Consider the following 26,905-nt stretch of genomic DNA (forward strand, 5'->3'; position numbering starts at 1 on the left):
CCCGAAGCTAGAAAAGTCGCCGCGGCGTCGTCGCCGTCGTGGTCGGTGCGGCCGTCGTCGTCGGCGCTGTCTTCGTCGTCGTCGTGGTCTTCCGGGGCACCGTCGTCACCGGCTTGACCCCGGTTGGCGCCGTCGTCGTGGGCGCCGCGTTCGGATCGATCGGATCGTCCGTGGGCGCAGGCTCCGCCGTCGCCGCGGGCTCGGCGGTTTCGGCGGGCGCCGTCTCGACAGGCGCCGCCGTCATCGGCGGCAGCGGGATCTGCGTCGTCGCCGGCACCGTCACCGCGATCGGCGCGCTCGACGAGACGCCCGCGCCGTTCCCCCCGTTCGTGACCCGCCCGCGCAGGAGATACGCCGCGCCGCCGCCGAGCAGCGCCGCGATGACCACCACGCCGATCCAGATCCCGATGCCGCGCCCGCCTTCTTCTTCGTCTTGCGAGGCCTGCGGGGCCGCGGAGCGTGAGCCCGGGGCGGGGATCGCCGGGCCGAGCGACGCGGAGGGCAACATCGAACGATCGATGCCGCCGCTCGTGGTCCACGGGCTCGACGATGACGTCGGGTCTGCGACCTCGGCTTGTGGGGGCGGCGGCGGCGGACGAAGGCCGCCGGGGGGCAGCTCCATCTTCGTCGTCGGCATGTGCCGCGCGTCCATGACCTCGACCTTCATGTCGGCCGAGATCCGCACCTTCGCCATGTCCATGGTCTTCAGGCGCTGGCGCCGCTTCGGCACCTCGATCGGCGCGACGTATGCGCGTGCTTCACGCTCGCCGTGCGTGGCGATCACGTTCTCGCCTTCGGCCGCCGGTGCTGCGGACGGCGCAGCGGGCGTACCCGTGTCTGCTGCCGGTGCTCCGCTCGACGGGCCAGCTCCCTCGCGATTGTCGGCGCTCACGCGCTCCCTCCCGGGCCTTTCACGATCCAAGTGCTCCGCTCGACCATGATGCCCCGGATCGCCGCGTCAGCGCCACCTTCCGATCGTTCGTTCACGTCGCTCGTCTGGCCCTCGCGCACCTTGACGGGGGTAGCGCAATCGACCCCCCCGCGCCAAGGGGGTTTGGGGGCAAAGCACGGCTTGCCCGTGCGGAGGCCCCAACGCCGAGAAGAGGTTTCGGGGTGAAGCACGGCTAGGCCCTCGCCGTTTCGTCGAGGCGATCTCGGACGCAAGCCCCCGGAGCCCTTTTATGGCATGACGCTCGCCGTGCCTACGCCCCTGGCAAGCCGCCTTCCCGCCCCGGACGACGCCGATCCTACGCTCGTCTTCGACAGGTTCCTCGAGTACGTCGCCGAGAAGGAGCTCGAACTCTACCCGGCCCAGGAAGAGGCCCTTCTCGAGATCGTCGGCGGCAAGAATGTGATCCTCAACACGCCGACGGGCTCGGGGAAATCGCTCGTGGCCACGGCGATGCACTTCCTTGCGATGTCGCAGGGCAAGCGCTCGTTCTACACATGCCCGATCAAGGCGCTCGTCAGCGAGAAGTTCTTCGCGCTCTGCCGGGATTTCGGTCCGGACAACGTCGGCATGATGACGGGGGATGCGTCCGTGAACCGCGACGCGCCGATCATCTGCTGCACGGCCGAGATCCTCTCGAACATCGCGCTGCGCGAGGGCGAGCGCGCGGATGTCGATTACGTGATCATGGACGAGTTCCATTACTACGCGGACCGCGAGCGCGGCGTCGCGTGGCAGGTCCCGCTCTTGACGCTGCCGCAGGCGACGTACCTGCTCATGTCCGCGACGCTCGGCGGCGCGGACGCGTTCGCGAAGATCCTGACGAACCTGAACGGCAAGGAGACCGCGCTCGTGCGCTCGCGCGTGCGGCCCGTCCCGCTCGACTTCGAGTACCGCGAGACGCCGCTGCACGAGACCGTGCACGACCTCGTCCAGAAGGGGCGGGCGCCGATCTACATCGTCAACTTCACGCAACGCGCGGCGGCCGAGGAGGCGCAGAACCTCATGAGCCTCGACTACGCGTCGAAGGACGACAAGCGCGCGATCGCGAAGGCGCTCGAAGGCGTGCGGCTCGACAGCCCTTACGGCAAGGAGTTCAGCCGCTTCGTGCGCCACGGGATCGGGCTGCACCACGCGGGGCTCTTGCCGAAGTACCGGCTGCTCGTGGAGAAGCTCGCGCAGAAGGGGCTGCTCAAGGTGATCTGCGGGACGGACACGCTCGGCGTCGGCGTGAACATCCCGATCCGCACGGTGCTGTTCACGAAGCTCTGCAAGTACGACGGCCAGAAGACGGCGATCCTCAGCGTGCGCGACTTCCAGCAGATCTCGGGCCGCGCCGGGCGCAAGGGCTTCGACGATCGAGGCACCGTCGTGGCGCAGGCGCCCGAGCACGCGATCGAGAACCTCCGGCTCGAAGCGAAGGCCGGCAACGATCCCGTGAAGAAGAAGCGTATCGTGCGCAAGAAGCCGCCCGAGAAGGGCTACGTGCACTGGGATCGCTCGACGTTCGACCGGCTCATCGCGGGGGATCCCGAGCCGCTCGTGTCGCGCTTCTCCGTCTCGCACGGCATGTTGCTCAATGTGCTCGGGCGCGAGGGCGACGGCTGCCGCGCGATGAAGACGCTCTTGAGCGACGTGCACGAGACCCCGGCGCAGCGCCGGATCCACAAGAAGACCGCGCTCTCGATGTTCCGCTCGCTCGTGCGCGGCGGCGTGATCGAGCTCGTGCCGCTCGCCGAGCGCGACGAGACGAACCGGCGGGTGCGGGTGAACATGGACCTGCAAGAGGACTTCACCATCAACCACGCGCTCGGGCTCTGGCTCGTGGAGACGGTGGAGCTGCTCGATCGCGACAGCGACACGTACGCGCTCGAGGTGCTCACGCTGGTCGAGAGCATCCTGGAGAACCCCGACCTCCTCCTGATGAAGCAGCTCGACAAGTTGAAGCGCGAGAAGATGTTGGAGCTCAAAGCGGCCGGGATGGAGTTCGAGGACCGGGTCGCGGAGCTCGACAAGATGGAGTACCCGAAGCCGAACGCGGACTTCATTTACGAGAGCTTCAACGAGTTCGCGAAGAAGCACCCCTGGGTCGGGCGCGAGAACATCCGGCCGAAGTCGATCGCGCGCGAGATGTTCGAGGGCCTCTGGTCCTTCTCGGACTACGTGAAGGAGTACGAGCTGCAGCGGAGCGAGGGCCTGCTCCTCCGGTACCTCTCGGACGTCTACAAGGCGCTCGTGCAGACGGTGCCCGATCGCGAGAAGACCGACGAGCTCGACGACGTGGAGATCTTCCTCGGCGCGATCGTGCGGCAGGTCGACAGCTCGCTCCTCGAAGAGTGGGAGCGGATGAAGAACCCCGACCGCGTGATGGCGGTCGTCGAGGGCAAACCCGAGCCGAAGGAAGAGCAGTTCGACATCACCACGGACACGCGCGCGTTCGTCGCGCTCATCCGGAACGAGCTCTTCTCGCTGGTGCGCGCGCTCGCGCGGAAGGACTACGTCGAGGCGACGGAGCTCGTGGAGGCCGGCGGCGAGGACTGGACGCCGCGGCGCTTCGACGAAACGCTCGCGCCGTTCTGGGAAGAGTTCGCGGAGATCCGCGTCGACCCGAAGGCGCGAAGCCCCGAGAACACGCAGATCCGCCAGTGGCCGTTCATCTGGGAGTTCTCGCAGGTCCTCATCGACGAGGAAGGCGAGAGCAGCGGCTGGGCGCTCGAAGGCGTGATCGATCTCGACAAGTCGCGCGACGCGAACAAGCCGGTGATCTCCCTGCGGCGGATCTCGTCGTAGGATGGGCGCCGTGAAGACGTCTCTGACCCCGGAAAACCTCCCCCACGCAACGCTCGCGCGGCTCGCCCAGGCGAACCGCGACTTCGGTACGGCCTTCCCCGGCGAGGCCTCGCGCAGGCAGCCGGTGCACACGGTCTACGGCGGGGCGCACCTCTTCAAGGCGCGCACGTGTCAGCGATCCGGCGAGGTCGCGCTCGACGTGATGCGCACGTACGCGCCCGATCCCGTGACGTTCGCCCGCGCGCTCGGCCTCTCGTTCGCGAGCGCGCTGCCCGACGATGCGGCCGCGATCAAGGACGCGCCCGTGGGCTCGCCGGGCTACCTCGCGCGCGTCGTGCACGAGCGCGTGCTCGAAAAGCTCGCGCGCGAGCCGGTGGAGGACTTCCGCATCGACTTCGAGGACGGCTACGGCAACCGCACGGACGCCGAGGAAGACGGGCACGCAGTCGCGGCAGCCGAGCAGGTCGCCGAGGCCGTGGCGAGCGGGACGGCGCCGCCCTTCGTCGGCATCCGCATCAAGCCGCTGAACGAGGAGCTTCGCGCGCGCAGCGTGCGCACGCTCGACCTGTTCGTGACGACGCTCGTGACCCGGATGGGCGGACGGCTGCCCGAGGGGTTCGGGGCGCAGGGCGCCGAAGGCGACCCGGAGTCCCGAGCGTCGACCAGGTTCGTCGTGACGCTCCCGAAGATCACGGTGCCCGAGCAGGTCGAGGCGCTCGTCGGGTTGCTCGAAGCGCTCGAAGCCGCGCTCGCACTCCCGCCGAAGTCGCTCCTGTTCGAGGTGATGGTGGAGACGACGCAGTCGATCTTCCTGCCGGACGGGCGCGTCGCGTTGCCGCACCTGATGGCGCTGGCGAAGGGGCGATGCACCGGCGCGCACTTCGGGACGTACGACTACACGGCCGGATGCAGCATCACGGCAGCGCACCAGTACATGGCGCATCCTGCGTGTGATTTCGCGAAACACGTGATGAAGGTCTCGCTCGCGGGCACGAGCGTGATGCTCTCCGATGGCGCGACGAACGTGATGCCGATCGGGCCGCATCGCGCCGCGGAGGGCGCCACGCTCGGGGCCGCTGAGCTCGCAGAGAACCGCGCGGTCGTGCATCGGGCCTGGCGGCTCGCGCACGATCACATCCGGCACTCGCTCGTGACAGGTTTTTACCAAGGCTGGGACCTGCACCCGGCGCAGCTCCCGGCGCGCTACGGCGCGGTCTACGCGTTTTTCCTGGAGGGGCTCGAAGCCGCAGGCGCGCGCTTGAAGGCGTTCCTCGACAAGGCCGCGCAGGCGACTTTGCTCGGCGACGTGTTCGACGACGCCGCGACAGGGCAGGGGCTCCTGAACTACTTCCTTCGCGCGATCGCCTGCGGCGCACTGACGGAAGCGGAAGCCGAGCAGATGACCGGCCTCGGCTCGGCCGACTTCGCGACGCGCTCGTTCGTGAAGATCCTCGCGGCGCGGAAGGGCTGAACGGGACGGTTCCCTCCCCCCCAACCCCTCTCCCTCGCGGGAGAGGGGTGCAGGGTCAGCTCCCGCGGTAGGTCGAGAAACCGTACGGGTTCAAAAGAAGCGGCACGTGGTGGTGCTCCTCCGGCGCGCGGAGGAGGAACGTGATCGACACGCTCGGGTAAAACCCCGTCGTGCCTTGCGCCGCGTAGTACACGCTCGTGTCGAAGGTGATGCGGTACGTGCCCGGCTTCGGGCGTGGCTCGGCCGGCAAGAGGTCGCGCAGGCGGCCGTCTGCGTCCGTCTTGCCGCGCCCGAGCTCGAGGAAGGCGCCGTTGTCTTCGAGACGCTCGAGCACGACGGGGACGCCCTCCGCGGGCCTGCCGCGGCTCGTGTCGAGGACATGTGTGGTGATGGGGCTCGTGCTCATGGCGAGAGGATCTTCTCCAGGCGCAGACGGGTGATCTTTTCTTGTTCGCCCACGGCGACGCGGAGCTCTTCGGCGGCGTCGTTGCCGAGCCGCGCGCGCAGGATCGCGAGCAGCTCCTCGCCCGTCTTGCCCGTGGCGCAGACGAGATAGATGCGGCCGAACTTCGCCTCGTAGGCGCGGTTGCCCTCGGCGATCGCGGCGCGTACTTCGTCGGCCGAGCGTGCGGCGCCGGCTTGTTCGTTCGCGGCCCACGTGGCCGTCGACTTCGAGGCCGCCGCGGGATCGCCGATGCGGGGATGGTGCGAGAACGCCTCGTCCCAGTCGGCGACGTCGAGCGCGTTCCAGTGTCGCGACGCCGCTTCGAAGAGCTCTGCGCGGCTCTGGAAAGGACGCGCGTGGAGCATGTGATCGACCCAGCGGGTGCTGCCGCAGCAGCGCGTGAGCGCGGCGCGCGCTTCGTCGTTGGAGAGGTCGTTCAGGGCGCGGCAGTCGTCCACAGCAGTCTCCTCACGCGGTGATCGGCGCGCCGTAGAGCCGCAGCCGCGCGACGCCGCCGTCGGGGAAGATGCGCAGCCGCACGTGGCTCACGGGCTCGCTCGCCTGGAGCGAGAAGACGTGGCGCGTGTGCGCTTCGAGCTTCGTGCGCGGCAAAAGCTCCTTCCACGCGGCGGCTTCGAGCGCCTCGGGCGTGTCCTCTCCGCGCAGGAAACATCCTTCGAGCGCGCAGCTCTCGGGGTAGTTGCCCTTGAAGTGCGTCGTGTCGATGTCCGTGCGCACGAGCGTGCCCGCGCGGCCGAGGCGGACGATCGCCCAGTCGTGGCCCGGGCCGCGGCGCCTGCGGCTCTCCCAGCCGTCGCCCATGTCGCGCGAGGGGCCGGGCAAGAGCAGGTTGCGCCGATCCGAGAAGAACTCGTCGCTCGCGCCGATGACCACGCCGCCGTGCTCGACGGCCGCGAGATCGAGGACGCGGTGCTCCGAGAGGAGCAGGGCCCAGTCGGGCTTCACCTCGCCGTAGACGCGCAGGCGCGCGACGCCGCCGTCGGGGTAGATGCGGAGTTTTACGTGCGAGAACGTGCCGCCGTCCGTGATGGCGAAGAGGTTCTGCGAGCCGGGTTTGACCGCGGAGGGCGGCAGGATCTCGGTCCACGCGACGTCCGCGCCGAGCAAGGCGTCGAGCGCCTTGTAGCCGGGCACGTAGGTCGCCTCGATGGACACCTTCGCCGGGGCGTTGCCGAGGAAGTGGCTCGTGTCGACGTCGAAGCCCGCGATCCGACCGGCGAGGCCGAGGCGCACGATGCACGCATCCTCGCTGCCGGAGCGCCTGCGGCGCGACTCCCAGCCGTCCATCCACTTGCCCTGCTCGGTGTACTTGCCCGGGATGAAGACGGCCTTGCCGGCCTTGAGCAGGTTCTCCTTCGGCGCGAAGAAATCGTCGGTCGCCCAGATCGCCGCGCCGCCGAGGCGCTCCGACGCGAGATCGACCTTCGTCTCGAAATCAGCCATCGTCTCTCTCTTCCTTACGCACCACGCCCCAGGAGCGGGACGCCGCGGGGCTCGTCACGCACGACGCCGCCCTCGTACACCGTTTGACCCCGAAGGATCGTCGTCTTCACCTCGCCGCGCAGCGTTCGCCCGAGGTAGGGCGTCACCGGGTGGCGATGCCGCAGGATCGAAGGCTCGACAACGAACGTGGCGTCGGGAGCCCAGACGACGAAATCCGCGTCGAGCCCGGGCGCGATGCGCCCCTTCTTGTGCGAGAGGCCCGCGAGCCGCGCAGGCGCCTCACACATCCACCGCGCGAGATCCGAGAGTGTCGCGCCGCGCCGGCTGGCCTCGGTCCAGATGAGCGACAACCCGAGCTGGAGCGAGGCGATCCCGCCCCAGGCGCGCAGGAAGTCGCCTTCCTGCGGCAGCTTGAGCCGCGGCGTGCACGGCGAGTGATCCGAGACGACGAGGTCGATCGCGCCGGAGACGAGCGCCTTCCACAGCCGCTCGCGGTTGTCGCGCTCGCGGATCGGCGGCGCGCACTTGTACTCGGTGTGGCCCTCGGGGACCTCCTCGGCGGCGAGCAGCAGGTAGTGCGGGCACGTCTCGATCGAGAACGGCAGGCCCTCGGCGCGCGCGCGGCTCACGTCGTCGAGCGCACCCGCGGCCGAGAGGTGCACGACGTGCACCGGGCCGCCGTACGTACGGCAAAGCTCGACCATCCGGTGCACGGCGGCCTCCTCCCACGCAGGCGGCCGCGAGGCGAGGTACGTCGCGTAGCTGCGCGGATCGCCCGCGGTCTCGGGCGCTTCACCTTCGAGCTCCGCGTGCACGAGCAAGGGCACGCCGAGGCGCGCGAGGATCGGCATCGCGCGGCGCAGGTCGCCCTCCTCGGCCATGGGGAAGTCGTCGATGCCCGAGTGCACGAGGAAGGCCTTGAAGCCGAGCGCGCCAGCCTCGACGAGGGGCTCGAGTTCGCGCTCGTTGCCGGGCACGACGCCGCCCCAGAAGCCGTGATCGACCCACGTTTGCCCCGCCGACGCGCGGCGCTTCTCCTCCAGCGCCGCGCGTGTCGTGGTCACGGGGATCGAGTTCAGCGGCATGTCGACGACCGTCGTGATGCCGCCCGCAGCGCACGCGCGCGTGGCCGTCGCGAAGCCCTCCCACTCGGTGCGCCCCGGCTCGTTGACGTGCGCGTGCGTGTCGACGAGGCCGGGCATGATCACACGGTCGCCTGCGTCGATCGTGCGCACACCTCGGGGCGCGGCCGAGGGATCGAGCACCGCGGCGATACGCCCACCGGCGATCGCGATCGCGGCTTCGCACATGCCGTCCGGCAGCACGACGCGGCGGCCCTTCAGCACGAGGTCGAACGGGGCGGGATCGTGGCTCGTCATCAGGCAGGGAGCTTGGCCGAGAGGAAGGACTGGAGCTTGACGATGTTCTTCTCGTCGCGGGAGAAGCTCGGCGCCTGGTAGCTCTGCGCCCAGCCCGCCACCTCGTTCAGGAAGGCCGTGCGCGTCCCGTCGTCCTCGACGATCTCGTCGACCGTGCGGCCACGCGCGGCGCCGCGGGTCAGGTCACGGACGTACCGTTCGAGGCGATTGTAGTCCTTGCCGAGCAGCTCCACGATGAGCGCCTTGTCGGCCGCGAGCCGCGTGAGCGCGGGGGCCTCGGCGCGCACGGCCGGGTTCTCGTCGAGCGCGAGCGCGGCCGCGATACGCAGGACGAACGCGTCGTCGAGGAAGCCGAGATCCTCGATGCCGTCGGGGATGAGATCGAGCGACTTGAACAGGTAGTTGAGCCCCGCCGCCACGTACCGCCGCGCCGAGAGGGGCGCCGTGGCCGAGGCGAGCAGCTTCGCGACGTCGTCCGCGTCGGCGGCGAGCGTGCGCAGCCACTCGGGGAAGGTGTTCAAGCAACGGGTGTCGAGCTCGGTGGTCATGAAAGGTCCTTTCTTACTCTCGGTCACAAGGCCTTCGGCTCGTCCTTCGACGCTTTCGGTTTCGAAGGACGCCAGCCGAGCACGCGCAGCGCGTTCAGCGAAAACAGCTTCAGGATCTCGTCGTCCTTGCGGCCCCGTTTGCCGAGCTCGCGGGCGAGCGCGGGCAGGTGCGACGCGTCGCCCATGCCCTCGGCCGGCTTGATGTCGCCGTCGAAGTCGCTGCCGATCGCGACGTGATCGATGCCGGCGACGGCGATCATGTGCTCGGCCTGCGCCACGACATCCGCGAGCGTGGCCGCGCCGTCGGCCTTCACGAAGGGCGAATGGAAGTTCAGCCCCGCGACGCCGCCCGTGCGGCCGATCGTGCGGAGCTGCTCGTCCGTGAGGTTGCGCGGGACGTCGCAGAGCGCGCGCGCGTTCGAGTGCGTCGCGACGATGGGCGCGCCGTGCGCCTCGGCGATCGGGACGAGATCGCGGAAGCCCGCGTCGGAGAGGTGCGAGACGTCGACGAGCGCGCCCTTGTCGTAGATGCGCGCGGCGAACGCCTTGCCGAGATCCGTCAGGCCAAACTTCGCGCCGCCGCCGGTCGCGGCCGAGGCGAGCTTGTTGTTCCGCGCGTGCGCGAGGCTCACGAGGCGGACGCCGCGATCGATGAAGCGATCGATCGCGGTGAGGTCCTCCGCGAACGCGCCCGCGCCTTCGATCGCGAGGAACGTGCTGATGCGATCGGGCTCGGCGGCGCGCGAGCCGAGGGGCAGGAAGATCGCGCTCGCTTCCACGATCGAGACAGCGGCGCGGTAGATCGCCTCGGCGTCGTCGATCTTCGGGCCGCCCTTGATCTTGTCGGAGATGTAGATCGGCAGGACGACGCCGCCGTAGCCGCCCTTTCGCAGCGCCTCGATACGCGCTTGCCCCTCGACGAGCTTGGGCGAGCGGCCCTTGCCGTGGACCTGCCAGGGAACGTCGGCGTGCAGGTCGACGACCATGAAACGCGGGGTTTCCTCGCCTGCGGCAGCGGCCCCGCGCGGGCTCGCGAGGCTCACGACCAGCGAGGCCGCGCTGACGAGGAGCGCGCCGAAGCGGGCCGTGAGCAGGAGCGGAGCCACGTCACGAGCCTCCGGCGAGGTAGCCGATCAGGATGCCGAGCAGCAACGTGCCGAGCGCGATCGCGGCGGCGATCGGCACGGGCACGACGCTCTTCTGCGGCGGCGGCAGAGGCGGCGCGGGCACGATGGCCACCTGCGGGGGCATGCGAGGGATGGGCGGGCCGTGCCGCTCCGCGCTCATCTGCGTGCCGCCCGCGGGGTGCGGCGGGTAGAGCACGGCGGCCGGCGCGGGCGCGCCGGGGCGCGGCGGCGAGGCCGCAGGATCGGTGTCGGCGACGGCGAACGAGCCCGACACGGGCGCCATGGGCGGCGGGGTCGAGCCCGTGGGGATCATCATCGCGCTGACGGCGGGCATGGCGGTCGTGGCGGCCGAAGCGAGCGTCGCGGCGCTCTCGTGTTGCGGGTTCCAGCCGCTGTTCACCACGACCTCGGGCGCCTCGACGCGCACGAGGGCGGCGAGGACCTGGGCCATCTCGTCCGCGCTCTGGAAGCGCTTGTTCGGGTCCTTTTCCAGGGCGCGATCGAAGAAGGACGTGAAGCGCTCGAGCTGCGGGGCGTAGGTCGTGATCGGGGTCGGGGGGCTGACGATGACGGCGGTCAGGCGCGTGAAGTCGTTGTCGGCCTCGAACGGGAGCTGGCCCGTGAGCATCTGGTAGAGGATCGTCGCGACGCCCCAGAGATCGCTGCGCGGGTCGACGTTCTTCGCGCTCCGGATCTGCTCGGGGCTCATGTACCCGGGCGTGCCGATGAGCGCGCCGGTGCGGGTCTTGTTGCCCATGCCGCCCGCGGCATCCATGACCTTCGCGATGCCGAAATCGAGGATCTTCACGACCTCGTTGCCGCCCGGATCCTTGGCGATGAAGACGTTGTCCGGCTTGAGATCGCGGTGGACGACGCGCTGCGCATGGGCGGCGGAGAGGGCGGCGAGGATCTGGCTCGTGATGCGGTAGGCCTCGGGCACGGGCACGATCACGCCGCCGTCGAGCTTGTCGCCGAGCGACTGGCCGCGCAGAAGCTCCATCACGAGGTAGGGCGAGCTGTCCTCGGCGACGGCCGACTCGAGGATCGGCACGACGTTCGGGTGCACGAGGTTCTTCGTGGCGGTGACCTCGGCGAGGAAGCGGTCGCGGACCTCGGGGATGCGGGTGAACTCCTCGTGGAGGAGCTTTACAGCGCGCTTGCCCTCGCCCTGCACGCTGTCGGCTTCGTAGACGGCGCCCATGCCGCCTTCGCCGAGCAGGCGCACGAGCCGAAAGCGCCGGTTGAGGGTCGCGCCGACGAGCTTCTCGGCCGGGCTCGGAGTGGTCATGCGGGGCGAACCTTACCAGAACTGTCCGCGGGGCACGCTCCCAGGACACACCCCCCGATCCTGCTCCCCCGCGCTCCGCGTATGCTCTCCGTTCCCCGACCCGAAAGGACGGACGCGGTGCCCAACGGACACATCCACTACGAAGCCTGTGATCAGCTCCACTGGACATTCACGGAGCAGGGATATCCGGAGTTTCGTATCGACCGGTATCACTACAGCCGCATCGTGCGGGTGATCCACCTGCGCGGCGTGCGCGGGTATGCGCCGGATCCTCTCTGGGAGACGTTCCAGCCGCCGGACTCCTGGCTCGGCAAGAAACCCGAGCGCGGGGCGGTCGAGGCCTTGGCGGTCAAGTACGCGGCGGCGCTCCAGGCGCTCCTGACGTCGAACCCAAAGGACATGCTCAGCCCGAGCGTGCGCAGCGCCTCCCTGGCGTGGTTCTCGTTCGAGGTGGGGTGGGCCGTCGTGATCGGCGACTACTTCCTGTACATGCGCGCCTCCGACGAACCCCTGCGCGAGATCGAGAAGCCCGTGCCCGGGCTCCCGCCTGGCATCGAGATGACCGACGAGATGCGCGCGCAGTGGAACCAGATGAAGATCATGTTCGCGACCGCCATCGGCGTCGACGGCCCGCAGAGCGGCATCAAGCCCGAGGACTGCGTCCACGACCTCCGGAACGTGACGGAGCTGCTCTGCTCGACCACGCCGCTGCACGAGTCACCGGGATGGCCTCGTATCGCCGCGTCGCCGGTCTTCAGCGCTGAGAGCGCAGGGTTCGTCGCGGAGGCCATGCGCGCGCGTGGCCTCGAACGCGAGAACGATCAGCTCACCCTGCGATGGAGACGTCCCGCAGGCGAGTGAGGCGTGTGCGACTACGGAGCCGTGGCCGCCATCTTCCCCCGCGCCGCCGGGCTCGCCCAGAGCGGCGCCGCGAGCGTCTCGCTGGACTTTCCCTTGCCGTAGAGGAAGTCGTACGCGCTCATGCTCGTCATCACGCGCTTCGTGTAGAGCCGCGTCTCCTCGTAGGGGATCTGCTCGACCCAGAGGTCAAAATCCTCGTTCGGGCGCTCGTCGACCCAGTCCTTCGGCTTCCCGCCGCCGGCGTTGTACCCGGGGATCGCGAGCAGCGGGTTGTCCTGGAACTTCGCGCGCAGGATCGAGAGGTAACGGCAGCCGAGCGCGATGTTGATCTCGGGCCGCTTCAAGGACTCCGCGTCGCCCTTCAGCTTGAGCGGCTTCGCCATGCGCTGCGCCGTGGGCACGATGAGCTGCATCAGGCCGACCGCGGCCGCGCTGGAGACGACGCGTGGATCAAAGGCGCTCTCCTCGCGCATGATCGCGTAGGCGAGCGATTCGGGGATGCCGCTGCGGGTCGCCTCGGCCGCGACGACGGGCGCGTACGGGCGCGGGAAGGCGATCTCCCACGCCGAGCGCCAGTTCCCCGCCGGGTAGTGGTCGGTCCAGTCCGTGAGCTCTGCGCGGCCCGCCGGGATCGTGTTCGTCGCGGTGCGGAGGATCTGGTGCGCCTCCTTCGGCGAGCCGGCGCGCGAGAACAGGAGCGCCGAGGCCCAGAGCACCTCGGGCGGCGCGGTGCGAGCGCCGACGCCGAGGCGATCGAGCTCGATGCGGGCGAGTCTCGACTCGCCTTGCCGCGCGAGCGCGAGGGCGCGCAGGAACTCGGTCTTGCCGAACGCCGCGCTCTTCGGCGGCGGCGAGGGGGCCGTCGCGCCTTCACGCGCGAGCGCCTCGTCGAGCGCGCGATCGGCCGCGGCGCGATCCTTGTCCGCGAGGCGCGCGTAGGCGAGTGACATGTAAAACGAGAGCGGGTAGTCGCGGATGACGGAGGCGAGCAGCTCCTTGCCTTGATCGAGCGCGCCCGTTTCGAGCCGCGCGCGGCCGAGGTAGTAGGGCAGGCGGCCGGCCGCGTAGTAGACACGTTCGCGCGGGGCGCGGCCGAGGGCGCGCTCGAGCGGGGCGACGGCGCCGGCCCAGTCGCGCTTCGTCATGCGGGCGAGGGCGAGCTCGAAGAGGCCGTCGGTCGTCATGTCGCCCTGCGGGTAGTCGTCGGGCATCTTCGTGAGCATCTGCGTGAAGCGCACCTCGTCACCGAGCTCGCGCGCGGCGAGGGCGCTCTTCAAGCGCGCGTCGTCGGCGAGCCTGTGCGTCGGGAACTCCTGTTCGAGCAGGCCGTAGCGCCGGATGGCCTCGCCGTGCTGGCCGTTGCGGGCCGAGGCCTTGCCGCCGTGCCAGAGGGCCTCGACGCGGCGGGGCGTGCCGGCGCAGCGCTCGATCGCGGTGCCGAAGCCGCCTTCGGCCTCGGGCTTTTTTTTCAGCCGCGCGAGGGCCTCGGCGCGGACCATCCAGGCGCCGCAGCCGAGGTCGCCGGGGGCCTGGGCGCGGGCGTCGGCGATGAGGCCGTCGGTCGTGCGCAGCGCCTCGCGGCTCTGGCCGGCGTCGAGCTGGCGCTTGGCCTGGGAGAGCAGGTCGTCCTGGCTCGGGGTCTCGAAGGCCTTGCGGCGCGGGAAGGGCAAGCTGCCGAGGGCGTCGGTCTCGATCGCCTTCGCCTCGCCGTTCCCCGCGCCCGAGGGCGCCTCGTAGAGGACCCGTCGCGCAAAGCCGATGGCCTCCTCGGCGTGCTCCTCGGAGGGTTTTTGCAAGAGGGCGCGGGCGACCTTGAGCGAGACCTCGACCCAGCGCGGCGGGTGCCCCGACTTGCCGAGGTAGGCGCGGTAATGCGGCAGCGCCGCGTCGAGGTCGCCCTTGCCGAGCAGCGCGTCGGCGCGGAGGAGGCCGACCTCGGAGGCGACGGGCAGATCGGCGGGGACCTTGTCGAGGTGGCGGAGGGCCTCGGCGTGCTCGCCCGCGCGCTGGGCGTGGTCCGCGGCCTGGTAACGGGCGTACCCTTCGAGGGGCCCTCCGATCGCGGCAGACTCCCCGTAGGCGCGCGCGGCGCCGAGCGGATCACCCGCGAGGGCGCGGAGCCGGCCGAGCTGGTAGCGGAAGGCGTGCTCGTCGTCCTTCGACGGGCGTGGCTCGGCGGCGAGGACGGCGTCGAGCTCCTTCACGGCCTCGACGTAGGCCTCGCGGGTGACGGCGGCCTTGACGGCGGCGAGGCGCGCGTCGTCGAGGAGGGGGACGGCGGCATCCGGGTCGAAGGCGACGCTCTCCTCGGGCGTGGACGCGGCGGCGGCGGCGGACGTGGCGACCGCGGGGACGGCGGCGGCCGCGGAGGTGGGCGCGACCGCGGCGGAAGCGGGCGCGGGGGTGGGGCCGGCGCCGAGGCGCGGGGCGGTGGTGACGGCAGCGCAGCCGAGGGCGACCAGGGCGGTGAGGCCGAGCCCCCAGGCCGCGCCTCGCCGGGACAGGAACGAGCGGAGAGCCACGGCGGGAGTTTAGCCCGAAAAGCACGGATCGGCCGGAGAAAGCTGTTCGACCGAGCGCACGCGTCGACGCCCGCGTGTCGGCAGGGTATAGGGGGACCCGATGCGCGGAGCGGGACGATGATGGCGGTATTCCAGGACTGGATCGCGATTCTGCTTCGCTGGCTCCACCTGATGGCGGGCATCGCGTGGGTGGGCACGTCGTTTTATTTCAATTGGTTCGACCTGTCCGTACGGCCGCCGAAGGGCAAGGTGCTGAAGGAGAACATCCGGGGCACGCTCGACGAGATCCACGGCGGCAGCTTCTACTATCACGAGCAATACTGGCCGAACGCCCACCCCGAGCGCCTGCTCGTGCACGCCTGGCCTGCGAAGACGACGCTCGTCACGGGGGCGCTCTTGCTCGCGGGGATCTACTGGTATGGCGCGCGGACGTACCTCATCGACCCGAGCGTGGCCGACATCGGCCCGACGGCGGCCATTGGCATCAGCATCGCGTCGATCCTCGCGTGCTGGTTTTTCTACAACGAGCTTTGTTTCTTCATTGAAAACAATCGCGTGGTGATGGCCGTGATGGCCGTGTTCGTCGCGGTGGCGGCGTACGGGTATCAACACGTCTTCAGCGGGCGCGCCGCGTACATCCACGTGGGCGCGATGCTCGGGACGTGCATGGGGCTCAACGTGTGGACGTCGATCGTGCCCCACCACATCGCCATGCGAAAACAGCTCAATGCCGGCGAGAAGCTCGACTTGCGGCATGGCGAGGAAGCGAAGCGGCGGTCGCAGCACAACAATTATTTCACGTTGCCGGTCACGTTCGCGATGATCAGCAACCATTTCGCGCTGGCGTACAACCACCACCGCGCCTGGCTGATCCTGTGGCTGCTCATGGCGGGCGGCGTGTCGATCCGCCATTACCTGAACATCAGCTTCAAGTACGATCGAAAAGAGAGGTCGCTGCTCGTGGCCGTGGCGGCGGTCTTCGGGGGTGCGATGGGGCTGAGCTTCCTGCGCCCCGCGCCGCCGGTGGTGGTGGGCCCGGTGGATACGGCGACGGCGATGGCGATCGTGCAAAAGCGCTGCGTGCCGTGTCATTCGCAAAAGCCGACGCACCCGACGTTCGTCGCGCCGCCGTCCGGGTTCATGCTGGACACGCCGGAGCAGGTGCTCGCGAAGGCGGAGAAGGTGGTGCAGCGGACGAGCGTGACCCGGGATATGCCGCTCGGGAACGTGACGGCGATGACGGATGAGGAGAGGGCGCAGCTCAAGGTGTGGATCGAGGGACAGGGGAAGTAGGGGCGGGGGCGTCGCGCGGAGAGGTGGGGGCGCCGGTTTCGGGAGGAGCGAGGGAATCGCTCGTCCCGTAACCCGCGGGGCTCTCGTATCCCTCCTGGCTGTCACGTGAGCGCAACGGCGGGCGGAGCGCGGCTGTTACGGGGCCGTGTCAGTGTCACGCGCCTATGACACCGACCGTCGTCCGAGCCTCTTGAACGGGCGTCTCCGCGCGCGCGTCCTGTGGCCCGAAGCTTGCCCTTGGGCGGGCCGACGTGGGTATCGCCCGCGCGCTCGAAGAAACAGGGTGCTTCATGATGATACGCAGGATGCTTGCATCATTGCTGGTCCTGGCATTGCCCTATGGGTCGGCCCTCGCCAGCCCCGAGGGCCAGCTCAGCGACACGGCGCCGGCCGGAAATACGGGAGGCGCGCTTGCCGTGACCTCGACCGGCGCGGCGGTCACCTCCATCCCCATCCAGGTTCCACCCGGCGTCGGCGGTCTCGTGCCTTCGCTGAGCGTCAATTACAACAGCAGCAGCGGCAGCGGAGACGTGGGCGTGGGCTTCTCGCTGGCCGCGACCTCGGCCATCAAGCGTTGTGGCCACACGCTCAGCGAGGACTTCGACGTCTATCCCATCACGTACCGCGACGACGCGACAGGCGATCCCATCTACGCGGCGGACTGGCTCTGCATCGACGGCATGCGCCTCGTCGGACTGGAAAACGGCCTGAAGATCGGCCGTGTTTACCGCCTCTTTCAGGACGACCACCGCCGCGTCGTCGCGGTGACCTCGCCGGACGGGCTGCCCGGCTTCGAGGTGCAGTTGCCCGACGGCTCGAAGCAATTCTACGGCACCGATGATCAGAGCCGCGTCTACAAGTTCGAGGTGGACGTCGCCGGGGGTGTCGTGAAGCGGCCCTACGCGTGGAAGTTGACCCGGGTAGAGGACGCACACGGCAATGTGATGACGTACCACTACACGTACCAAGACAATTTCAACGACGCGCTGGGCACCGCCTCGCGGCTCGAGCATCGGCTGGCGCAGATCCGCTACGCGAATGATACGCGCCGGGTCGAGTTCCAGTACGACCGTCTGGCGCGCGACGAGATGATGGACGGTTTCTTCAGCAGCACGCGATATCGGCAGCCTCGCCGGCTGACGGGTATCCTGACGTTCGCCCCGTCGGCCATCGCCGCCGAGGGCGAGCGTATGGTGCGGCAGTATAAATTTCAGTACACGAACCTCGCCTCCACGACGAAGAAGTTCTTGCTGGAGAGCGTGAAGGAGTGCGTGTACGAGAATGACGGGGAGGTCTGCAAGCCCGAGACGAGCTTCACGTGGCAGAGCGGCGCCATCAATGGCGAGATCGCCCTGGAGGACGCGCAGGGGGACTTCGCCTTCGACAGCAATCTCTTCCCCGTGTATGGAGTCCCCGAGACAGACCATGCTGCGGTGTTTCAGATGACGCAGCTCGATGGCAATCATGATGGCACGACCGACCTGCTCGTCGCTCCCGCAGGGGATGGAAGCAATCAGCCCCAGACATGGAGCTTCTGGGCCGTCCGCCCGACCCCGCAGGAGTCGCAGATCATCGACACGAACATCCTCGTGCGCACGCCGCGGCCCATTCCCCAGAGTCCGGTCGAGATCTGCGACATCGACAACCAGTGCCGCGATTACCTGCTCCCCGGAGACGCGATCGGGATCTCGAACATCGACTACAACGGCGATGCTCGCACCGACGTGATGGGCGTCGAAGGCTACACCTCGACGCATCCAATGTTTCGGGGCTTCGGCGACGGCCTGCAGATCCTGGTGCAGGAGTCCACCTGTGACGACACCATTCACGACAACGACACCGAAATCTTCGCGGAGGTCCGGGAGACAGGGTTGATATCCCCCTCGCCGACCAAGGTTCCGCCCGTCGGAAACCGGATCTTGCTGGCGGTGCCCGGAGACTTCAACGGCGACGGGCTGACGGACTTGATGGCCTGCATCGAGAACGAGAACCTGGACGCGTACTTCGGCCCCGAGGCGTACAAGCCGTTGCCTGGGGTCCTGGAAGGCTCGACCCTGTATCGCGGCTTCTGGCACTATTTCGAAAACGAGACCAACGGCGTCTCGAACCGCATTTACCACGACATCGACGGCGTGCTGGAAAACTACCCCTGCTCGGTCCTGGACAAGGTCCACGTCATGGACTTCGACGGGGATGGCTCGGACAACCTGATGTACATCTATGGGTACAGCAATGATACCCAGGTCGAGAACGATCCGGACGGCCAGTGGCCGCCCGTGATCTCCGGGGGCCACTGGCTCAGCCCCGTGGAGCTACAGGACGAGACCTACCGAGCGATCCTGTATCGCAAGAACCCGGGCAACAATGGCAATAATTTCCACGACGTCGACACGGATCTGCCGTTCGATTTTTACCAGCGGCTTCACGCTGCCGAGGGCGCGAACTGGGCCTGCCTGCAGCAGTACGGCGCTCTGTGCCGCGGCAACGGCCTCGGCGCGGACAAGGTGGGTGACGTCAATGGCGACGGGCTCCCGGACGTGGTGCGCTTCGAATCCAACGCCACGCTCGAGGAAAATCACTTCAGCCCCTTCGTGAACCAGCAAGACGGCGAGATGCTCGACGACTGGGGCGCGCAGTGGGAGGGCCGCATCGAGGTGTGGCTCAACATCGGCGGTCACTTCGTCCGGAGCCACGACTGGGACCACACGTACGGCGCCACGTCCTTTCACGCGCAGTTCCTGAACGCGCACCTCGTCGATTGGGACCGTGACGGGCGCTCCGAGCTGCTGATGCGCAACGACGCCCCCCAGGACCTGGACGCGCGCCCCTTGGTGTTCGAGTATCCGCTGAACGCGTCCGCCTCCCTGCAGTGGACCGAGACGACCTTGCCGGCCCTGCCGTGGAAGCTCGACGAGCGGATGCTCTCGCTCGGCGACTACAACGCCGACGGTTTGCTGGACGTGATGGCTCGCACCACGAATCCGGACGGCGATAACGACCCGCACAACGACCCGTGGCTGCTCGACTTCCACATCCGGCAGGGCAACGTGCCCGACCTCCTGTATCGCGTCGCGAACGGCCACGGGGCGGCATGGTCCGTGCAGTACAAGCCCATGACCGACGTGAGCGTCTATCGCGAGTCCGAATGCTCGTGGCAGTGGCATTCTTACACGAACGACACGGATTCACGGCCCTTCGACGCACGGCCGCTGGTGTCGAGCCTGTTCAGCCCCCTGGGAATCGCGCCGACCGTCGGGTCGCAGCGCACCAACTACTTCTACGAGGACGCGCAGCGCTACCGCGCGGGCAACCAGTTCCTCGGCTTCACGCGCCGGATGCTGAGCGACGCCGGAGCGACCGGGCCGGATGCCCCAGCGCAGGACTATGCCAGCGTGCGCTCGGAGCTGTACCGGCATTACCCGGAGCAACCCAACAACTTCGCCAGTGGTTCCGTCATCATTCCGAACGCGGGAAAGCTCACCGCGGCGGTCACGATGATCCGGAACACCGATCCGGATCATCCGGAGGGAGCTCGGGCCGTTCTGGAAAACTACGCATACGATACCCTGCTGGGAGGTGACTTCCAGGGTGATCCGGACTGGCAAGGCCCTCTCCCGGAGACGTACTACCTCCAGCCCGTGAAGATGAACTCGCGCGTGCGCACGTTCGATGACGTCGAGGCCTGGTGGGACTGCTGCTCGTCGCAGCCGTGGTACACCCTGACGCCGGAGGCCGTGGAGAACATGGTGGGGCTGGGCGACATGGTCCCGCTGACCGACCAATGGCAAGGCATTGGCTCGACGACGTATGATGTCGATTTCCCGGATTCCTGCATGAGCACCATGGACATGTGGGCGACGGGCGCGCTCGATGCGCAGGGCTTTCCGACGCAGTCCTGCAGCGAGGACCTGATCTCCGGCGCGCGCTACGAGACCGAACTGGAGTACGAGCACCGGCTCACGAGCTGGCAACTCGGGCTGCTCCGCAAGCGCGAGGTGACGCACAAGCTCGTGCCCGCGGATCCCCAGCCGAAGACCCGCACGGTCGCGATGACGTACAACACGTTCGGCGATACCGATCTGGTCACGGTGGAGCCGGATCTCCCGGAGCATCGCTCCTTCACGGCGTACGGCTACGACAGCTACGGCAACGTGAACTCGGTTCACGTCTGGGACGCGGAAGGCAATGATCGGACGACCGTCCTCGCATATGGCGCGAATGGCGTCTTCCCGATCACGCGCACGAACGCGCTGGGTCACATCTCCTCGATGACCTGGGAGCCGGGCCTCGGGACGCGCCTCTCCTCGACCGATCCGAGCGGCGTGAAGACGATTCAAAACTACGACCGATTCGGCCGCCCGACCTTCGCGCAGGTCTGGGCCCAGAACACGCCGATGAGCCCCGGCACGACGATCACCTACGAGCCCCTGGCCTTCCTGCCTCCGCGCATGATCGTGGACACGCCCGGACACGGCCACTCGAAGACGACCTTCGACGAGCTCGGCCGCCCCGCGCAGACCGTGTCCAAGGGCTTCAAGGACGAATACGAGGTATTCCGCTATGCCCAATACGATCACCGGGGACGCCTGATGAGGACGTCGGTGCCGGTCAAGACGGGCCAGCCGGTGGTGTGGACGAGGATGTACTACGACGTGCAGGGCCGCTTGATCGAGCGCATCGACCCGAGCGGCATCGACGGGCTCACCTCGACGCGCTGGATCTATGACGGCCTCAAGACGACGCAGATCGATCCGGACGAGAACCAGACCTGGATCCTGACGGACACGCGAGGCAACCTCGTGCGCTCGGCGGATGGCCACAAGGCCGAGGACGCGAACGTTCCCGGCAGCTACACCGAGATGTGCTACGCGTATGGCCATTTCGAGGGCCTGAACCAGGTCGCCCCGTGCCAGCCGACCGCGCTGCGCTCGCCGGTGCTCATGGGGCTCGACCTTTACAACCAGCGTCTGACCCTGACCGACGCGCAAACCGGCCTGCAGACGTTCGACTTCGATCCGTTGGGTCAGATGAGGCGCTCGCTCAATGCCGAGGGCGAGGAGCTCCTTTATCACTACGACGCGCTGGGCCGGCTCGACGAGATCCTGGACTCGGAAGGCGGGACCACCCTCTGGAGTTATGACGTGACGCGGCCCGGAGCGCTGCACGAGTCGGTCTCGCGCGACGGGAATTCCAGGCTCTACCTGTACGACGCCTTCGGCAGACTGAACACGACGGAGTGGACCATCAACGGCGACTCGTTCACCGTCGAAATGGACTACGACTCGTTCGGACGACCCCTCAACGTGCGTTATCCGGACCCCTTTGCCGGCACGTCGTTCGCGGTCCAGCGGACCTACGATGCCTACGGGCACCTGCTGGAGGTCACCGGCAACGAAGGGACCACGTTCTGGGAGCAGCTCGCGGCGGATCCTTTCGGCGGAACACACGAGGAGCGGCTCGGCAACGGCACCCTGACGACGCGTCAATTCGATGCTTCGACCGGCAGGCTCGAGACGATTCGCTCGGTGGTCGAGCAGCAAAATACGTCCGTCACGGTGCAAGATCTCGAGGTGCAATGGACGAAGGGCATGGATCTGCACAAGCGCATCGACCACGTGCGCGCGCAGAGCGAGACGTTCAGCTACGATCCGAAGCATCAGCTCCTCGGCGCGTTGGCTGAGAAGGGCGCGGACACCAGGACCGAGAGTTATTCGTACGACCCGTTCGGCAATCTGCAGGATCGCACGGGGGTCGGCACGTACACCTACCAGAACGAGAGGCTCGCGAGCGCCGGTGACGAGGAGTTCTGGTACAACCAGAATGGCGCGGTGATCGCCCGCTCGGTGAACGGCGTGAACACCGCGCTGACCTGGGATCCGTTCGGCCGTGTGAAGTCGATCATGAGCCTGCCGGACTACGAGCTGGAGCTCGATTATGATGCCGACGGCAATCGGGTGCGGCGCTTCGACGACCAGAGCCAGACGGAGACGGTGCTGGTCGGCGAGCTCTACCGGCGCGAGCGCAAGCTCAACGAGCCGTTCGCGATGGCCAAGCATACCTACGTGGTGAAGGTAGGAGGCCGCACGGTGGCCGAGTTGACGCGGCTCTACGGCACGAATGGCAACGTGACGCAGGCCGATGTCCACTACGTGCTGGCCGATGCGCTGGGATCGACCGACCTGGTCATGGCTGCCAATGGGAACGTCGTGGAGGAGCGCAGCTACAGCCCCTGGGGCGAGGCGCGTGATCCGGACGATTGGACGGATGCGACGTTGTTCAGCACCGACTCGCTGGTGAAGCCCGGCTTCACCGGTCACGAGGGTCGGCTCGACGGAGGCTTCACGTTCATGCGCGGGCGGATGTATGCACCTTCGGTGGGACGCTTCATCAGCCCGGATCCGATTGTGCAGGCGCCGTTCACGTTGGTGTCGCTGAACCGGTACGCGTACGTGTGGAACAATCCGCTGTCGGCCACGGATCCCTCCGGCTTCAAGAAGTGCTTCGTGAACGTGAATTGTCAGTTCGACGACGAACACGTCGATGGTGTGCTCCCCGGGCCGTCGGGTGACACGCCGTCGGGTGGTGATAGCCCCAGCGACCCCGGAAACCCTGCGAATGGCGGCTCGGGTCCCGGCTCGGGCGGCGGCGGCGGCGGCGGAAACCCGAGCAACTCGCCCAGGAATCAGTTCTGGGGCGATGGCGAGAACTGGGGCTCGCAATCCCAGGCCGATCCGACGCCCGTGTCCTCGGCAGAAGCAGCCGAGACGGCTCGGCAGCAGGCCCGAGAGGCAGAGCGTGCAGCGTTGGCGGAGTGGCAGAAGGCGGTGGACGCGGGTTACGCACAGGAAAAGGAAGCCTGGGAAGCCCGGCGGCGCGAGGAGCAGGAGGCGCGTCTGAGGATGCCACGACCTCTCCCCATGCAAGATACAGTTTCCACGATCAGCGACACGCTTACGGTCACAGGGCTCTTACCGCTACTGAACAAGGCTGCGCCCTTCCTCAACGGCCCCCTTTCAGCCATTGGCGGAGGTGCAACAATAGCGGGGGGGTTCGTCTCGTTTACGGCTGAGGTCGTCAACGACAACAGTTCACCCGGTTCGAAGCTTGGTGCAGGCCTTTCGGTATTAGGAGGCATCGGCCAAGCGATCTCATGGTTTACTCCGGCATCCGCGGTGGGGAAGCTATCCAGTGCGGCCGGTCCGTATCTGGGTGTTGCAGGAGCTATGGTCACGTTCCTCGTGAAGATGGATCAATGGGAGAAGGAAGCAGAGGCGGACCTGCCGGCAAGAATGGCCGCGAAACGAGCGATGCGCCTACAGGGGGAAGCCAATCGCCGTAACTTCACGCAGACATACCCGATCGTCGTCACGCCTCCGCCCGTGCAGTATTATGAGTTGGTCCCGAGCATGCCCCAGGACCAGTGGCAAGGCATGACCCCGTTCGAGAGCCAGTTCGGGCCGTGACTTCGCGTCATCGTTGACGAACGAGAACCGCGCAGGCGGGGAGGCCTTTTCCCCGCCTGTGCCGGTTCGACGTTTGGTCCCGCTCCCGTTGCCGTACCCCCTCCCTCCGCGCGTGTTCCCGTGCGACCAGGCAAGGCTGGTTGTGCCTCCTCCACCGCGCGGACGTCCAGTCCACAGGGAACCAGGACAGCAGGCGTTCGACGTGGTGCCGTCGGCTCCGAGGGACGGTGTCGAGTCTCCGGAGACACGAGGTCGCTGGAATTCGACGCGGGCTCGTCCTTTTCGAGGGACGGTGCCGCGTCTCCGGAGATACGAGGTCGCTGGATTCCGACGCGCGGCCGTGGGTCCGAGGGACGGTGTCGTGCCTCCGGAGGTACGAGGCCGAGGGATCGGGAGACGGTGTCGAGTCTCCGGAGACACGAGGCCGAGGGATCGGGAGACGACGTCGAGCCTCGGAGACACGAGGTCGTAGGGGTCCGAGGTAGGGCCGTTGGTCCCGAGAGTCGGCGTCGAGCCTCGGGAGACACGAGGTCGATGGATTTCGACGTGGGGTCGTGCCTTCAGGGGACGAAGCCGAAGCGCGTGGAGGTGGGCTCGTCGGTCGGGGGGGACGAGGTCGCGGCGTGGAGGCGCGAGGTCGTGAGGGTCAGCGGTCGGGGCAGAGGGCGAAGAGATGGTCGAAGAAGCGGGCGGCCCAGGGGGAGGTGGCGTTCCACGGCCCGCGCCCGCTCGCCCCCGTGACGCCCGCGCCCGCCCGCACTAGAACGCCCCCTTCGTATGCCTCTTGTCAACGCTCGGGGGCTCCGCTCGGACGAGCCGAGCTGCGCCCCCGAACCCCCCTGGTCCCGCCCCGAGCCCTTCGGCGCGTGGGTTCGTCTCGATGATCGAACCCTCCTCGCCGTCGATCACGCGCTCGCCAAGCGGCTCGGGGTTCCCTCGGGGCAACCCATCGACCCCTCCGCGCCGCCACGCCCGCTCGAAGTCCATCTCGCGGTGAACGCGCGTTGCCACGCGCCGTGCGCGGACTGCTACCTCGACGCACGTCCCGATGGCGCGGAGCCTTCCACCGAGGACCTTCGCGCGAGGCTCGTCGCCGTGCGCGAGCGTGGCGCTTCGACCGTCGCTTTTGGCGGCGGCGAGCCGCTGCTTCGTGACGACCTCGGCGAGCTCGCGGCCTTCGCGCGTTCGCTCGGGCTCGTGCCCGTGATGACGACGAGCGGGTTCGGGTTGCGGGAGGAGCGCGCGGAGGAGCTCTGTGCGTTCGCGCAGATCAACGTGAGCCACGACGGCGTGGGCGGCGCGTATGCGTCCGTCCGCGGGTTCGACGGCGCGCGTATCGCGGAGCGTGCGATCGAGATCCTCGCGCGCCAAAAAATCCCCGTCGGCGTGAACGTCGTGCTCACGCGACGATCGTTCGAGCAGCTCGAAGCCACGGCCGAGCGTGTCGCCGATCTCGGCGCCGGGGAGCTTCAGCTCTTGCGCTACAAGCCGCAGGGGCGCGCCGCGGGGATCGGCTACTTCGAGGCGCGGCTCTCCACCACGCAGCGCGAGGCGCTCTGGCCCGCGATCACGGCGATCGTGCACCGGCGGCGTCTCTCGGTCCGGATCGATTGTGCGCTCGTGCCGCTCCTGTCGGAGGCGCTCGCGGCCGAGCCTCGTGCCGCCGAGATGCTCGCTTCCCTCGGCGTCTTTGGGTGCGAGGCGGGCAGGCACCTCGGCGGGATCGACGTCGCGGGGCGTGACGCGCCGTGCAGCTTCTCGCCTTCGTCGCACGAGGAGATCGAGCGCTTCCGCGCGTACCACGCGAATCCGCCGGAGCCCTGCGCCTCCTGCACGTTGTTCTCCGTCTGTCGCGGCGGCTGCCAGGTCGTCTCGCGACACGCGACGAACGACTTCCGCCCCGACCCCGAGTGCCCCCGCGTGCGACGAACCGAAGCTTCGCCATGATCGACCCTTGCGCGCCGCCCGAGGCCGAAGCCGTGTTGCTCTACGGCGCGCGGCGCTTGCTCATGGTCCTGCATGCCGCCGGCAGCATCGTCCTCGTCGGCGCCTCGACCCACCATGCGCTCACGATGCGCCACTACCTGCGCGATCGATTCATCCGCGTCTCGACCGAGAAGACCTGGGCGAAGGTCGTCGCCGTCGCGTACGTCTTCACCTTCGCCGTGGGCGCGATGCTCTACCCGACGTATCGCTACCACGTGCGGGGCATCTACCTCGATCGGTACGCGCCGCTCTATTCCGGGCTGTTCGATGTCAAAGAGGTGTACGCGTCGCTCACGCTCGTCGTCGCGCTCGGGCTCGGCGCGCTCGCGTTCACGTTGCGGCCCTCGGAGGAGCGCTGGCTCGTGCGTATCTACGCGGTGATGAGCTTTCTCGTGTGTGGCGTGGTGTGGCTGAACGTGACGCTCGGCATCCTCGTCACGTCGGTGCGGGGGCTCGGATGAGCGAGACGAAACCACCTTCGCCCTCGGCGCGGCTCTTCCTCGCGTTCCTCGCGGCGCGGCTCGCGTACGGGCTCGCGTTCCTCGTGAGCGCGGCGCGCAAGTCGCCAGTGCCCTGGTACCTGCCGCTCGAACGAAGGTTCGTCTTCGCGTCGCGGCCCGCAGGGCTCGGGATGGACTGGTACGGGCGAACGGCGCTCGGGCTCGTGTTCGCGATCGTCGCAGGCGTGCTCGTGTATGGGATCGCCGCGCGGGCGCGCTTTCTGTCGCGGCCGAGCGCGGTGATGGCGGTGGCGCGCGCGGGGGGGCTCGTGCTCCTCGTGGACTTCGTCTACTTCGGCTGGGCGCTCATGACGCAGACGCCGAACCCGTGGCCGCTGCCGTCGTGGTACTGCCCGCGGTGAAGCGGATCAGGGCTCCTCGGCGGAGGCCTGCTGCTGCATCTTGCGCTCTTCGAGCTTGACGTCGAACTTGCACGGCTGCTTCAGGTACACGCGGTGCGTGAGCTGGTTCGAGAGCACGCACGTGGGCACGACGCCGTCCGCCGGATTGCCGGAAGGCGACGCGAGCATGATCCGACCGCCCGGCATGAGCGTGGTCGAGAAGTGCGCCGTGCCGTTCGGGACCGTGCTGCACTTCTCGACGAGCTTCTGAATCGCCGCGTGTGCAGCCTTCGCGTTCATCGTCTTCGAATCGGGACACGTCTCGACCACGACGGTCGCGTCGACGACGCCGATGTCGGGGCCTTGCGGCTCCGGAGGCGGTGAGCCGCCGCAGCCGAGCGGCAGAATCGCGTAGACAGCAACGAGGGCGATACCGACCGGAAGAGCCGCACGCTTCATGGTTTCTCTGTTTACCACG

Annotated in this window: 18 protein-coding genes; 8 read left to right on the top strand and 10 right to left on the bottom strand. The window is 68.3% G+C overall.

What is annotated here, in order from left to right; translation table 11 throughout:
- Positions 1-7 precede the first annotated feature (7 nt).
- Entirely contained in the window at positions 8-892 is an 885-nt protein-coding gene (locus E8A74_RS17530) for a hypothetical protein (RefSeq protein ID WP_136930159.1), read from the bottom strand.
- 294 nt (positions 893-1,186) lie between these two features.
- Between E8A74_RS17530 and E8A74_RS17535 the strand changes: the two genes are divergently transcribed.
- Complete coding sequence (locus E8A74_RS17535; protein ID WP_136930160.1) at positions 1,187-3,739, top strand: DEAD/DEAH box helicase; 2,553 nt, start codon at positions 1,187-1,189, stop codon at positions 3,737-3,739.
- A gap of 1 nt (position 3,740) precedes the next feature.
- A complete protein-coding gene (locus E8A74_RS17540) occupies positions 3,741-5,210 on the top strand; it encodes a DUF6986 family protein (RefSeq protein ID WP_136930161.1) in 1,470 nt (489 codons plus the stop codon).
- Positions 5,211-5,265: 55 nt separating this feature from the next.
- Here E8A74_RS17540 and uraH read toward each other — a convergent pair whose 3' ends face one another.
- Genes uraH through E8A74_RS17575 form a run of 7 tightly spaced genes read right to left on the bottom strand, consistent with a single transcriptional unit; the run spans position 5,266 to position 11,461 of the window.
- A complete protein-coding gene (gene uraH, locus E8A74_RS17545) occupies positions 5,266-5,616 on the bottom strand; it encodes a hydroxyisourate hydrolase (RefSeq protein WP_136930162.1) in 351 nt (116 codons plus the stop codon).
- Entirely contained in the window at positions 5,613-6,113 is a 501-nt protein-coding gene (gene uraD / locus E8A74_RS17550) for a 2-oxo-4-hydroxy-4-carboxy-5-ureidoimidazoline decarboxylase (protein ID WP_136930163.1), read from the bottom strand. Before uraD ends, uraH begins: the two co-directional genes overlap by 4 nt.
- Before the next feature lie 10 nt (positions 6,114-6,123).
- Entirely contained in the window at positions 6,124-7,119 is a 996-nt protein-coding gene (alc, locus tag E8A74_RS17555) for an allantoicase (protein WP_136930164.1), read from the bottom strand.
- Positions 7,120-7,133: 14 nt separating this feature from the next.
- Positions 7,134-8,498 carry an allantoinase AllB gene (gene allB, locus E8A74_RS17560; protein ID WP_136930165.1) on the bottom strand — a complete coding sequence of 455 codons (1,365 nt, stop codon included), beginning with the start codon at positions 8,496-8,498 and terminating at the stop codon, positions 7,134-7,136.
- Complete coding sequence (locus E8A74_RS17565; protein WP_136930166.1) at positions 8,498-9,046, bottom strand: DUF1232 domain-containing protein; 549 nt, start codon at positions 9,044-9,046, stop codon at positions 8,498-8,500. Before E8A74_RS17565 ends, allB begins: the two co-directional genes overlap by 1 nt.
- Positions 9,047-9,069: 23 nt before the next feature.
- Complete coding sequence (locus E8A74_RS17570) at positions 9,070-10,152, bottom strand: dipeptidase (RefSeq protein WP_232379615.1); 1,083 nt, start codon at positions 10,150-10,152, stop codon at positions 9,070-9,072.
- 1 nt (position 10,153) lies between these two features.
- On the bottom strand, positions 10,154-11,461 hold the full coding sequence (locus tag E8A74_RS17575) for a serine/threonine-protein kinase (RefSeq protein ID WP_136930167.1): 1,308 nt from the start codon (positions 11,459-11,461) through the stop codon (positions 10,154-10,156).
- 117 nt (positions 11,462-11,578) lie between these two features.
- Here E8A74_RS17575 and E8A74_RS17580 point away from each other — a divergent pair, with 117 nt between their 5' ends.
- The gene (locus E8A74_RS17580; protein ID WP_136930168.1) at positions 11,579-12,322 is read left to right on the top strand and encodes a hypothetical protein; all 744 of its coding nucleotides are present in this window, start codon (positions 11,579-11,581) and stop codon (positions 12,320-12,322) included.
- Positions 12,323-12,333: 11 nt separating this feature from the next.
- Here E8A74_RS17580 and E8A74_RS17585 read toward each other — a convergent pair whose 3' ends face one another.
- Entirely contained in the window at positions 12,334-14,844 is a 2,511-nt protein-coding gene (locus tag E8A74_RS17585; RefSeq protein WP_232379616.1) for a transglycosylase SLT domain-containing protein, read from the bottom strand.
- A 117-nt stretch (positions 14,845-14,961) separates the two neighbouring features.
- Here E8A74_RS17585 and E8A74_RS17590 point away from each other — a divergent pair, with 117 nt between their 5' ends.
- The 5 genes from E8A74_RS17590 (at position 14,962) to E8A74_RS17610 (ending at position 26,448) form a co-directional block, all read left to right on the top strand.
- Positions 14,962-16,137 carry a urate hydroxylase PuuD gene (locus E8A74_RS17590; protein WP_136930169.1) on the top strand — a complete coding sequence of 392 codons (1,176 nt, stop codon included), beginning with the start codon at positions 14,962-14,964 and terminating at the stop codon, positions 16,135-16,137.
- Between the two features lie 305 nt (positions 16,138-16,442).
- Positions 16,443-23,600: an RHS repeat-associated core domain-containing protein gene (locus E8A74_RS17595; protein ID WP_170229201.1), complete on the top strand. Its 7,158-nt coding sequence runs from the start codon at positions 16,443-16,445 to the stop codon at positions 23,598-23,600.
- 777 nt (positions 23,601-24,377) lie between these two features.
- Positions 24,378-25,547 carry a radical SAM protein gene (locus E8A74_RS17600; RefSeq protein ID WP_136930171.1) on the top strand — a complete coding sequence of 390 codons (1,170 nt, stop codon included), beginning with the start codon at positions 24,378-24,380 and terminating at the stop codon, positions 25,545-25,547.
- Entirely contained in the window at positions 25,544-26,047 is a 504-nt protein-coding gene (locus tag E8A74_RS17605; RefSeq protein ID WP_136930172.1) for a hypothetical protein, read from the top strand. The genes E8A74_RS17600 and E8A74_RS17605 overlap by 4 nt, the downstream gene beginning before the upstream one ends.
- A complete protein-coding gene (locus tag E8A74_RS17610; protein ID WP_136930173.1) occupies positions 26,044-26,448 on the top strand; it encodes a hypothetical protein in 405 nt (134 codons plus the stop codon). The genes E8A74_RS17605 and E8A74_RS17610 overlap by 4 nt, the downstream gene beginning before the upstream one ends.
- A gap of 6 nt (positions 26,449-26,454) precedes the next feature.
- On the opposite strand, the gene E8A74_RS17615 is transcribed toward E8A74_RS17610, so the two are convergent.
- Positions 26,455-26,886: a hypothetical protein gene (locus E8A74_RS17615; protein WP_136930174.1), complete on the bottom strand. Its 432-nt coding sequence runs from the start codon at positions 26,884-26,886 to the stop codon at positions 26,455-26,457.
- Between the last annotated feature and the right edge of the window lie 19 nt (positions 26,887-26,905).

The organism is Polyangium fumosum (assembly GCF_005144585.1).
GTDB lineage: Bacteria > Myxococcota_A > Polyangia > Polyangiales > Polyangiaceae > Polyangium > Polyangium fumosum.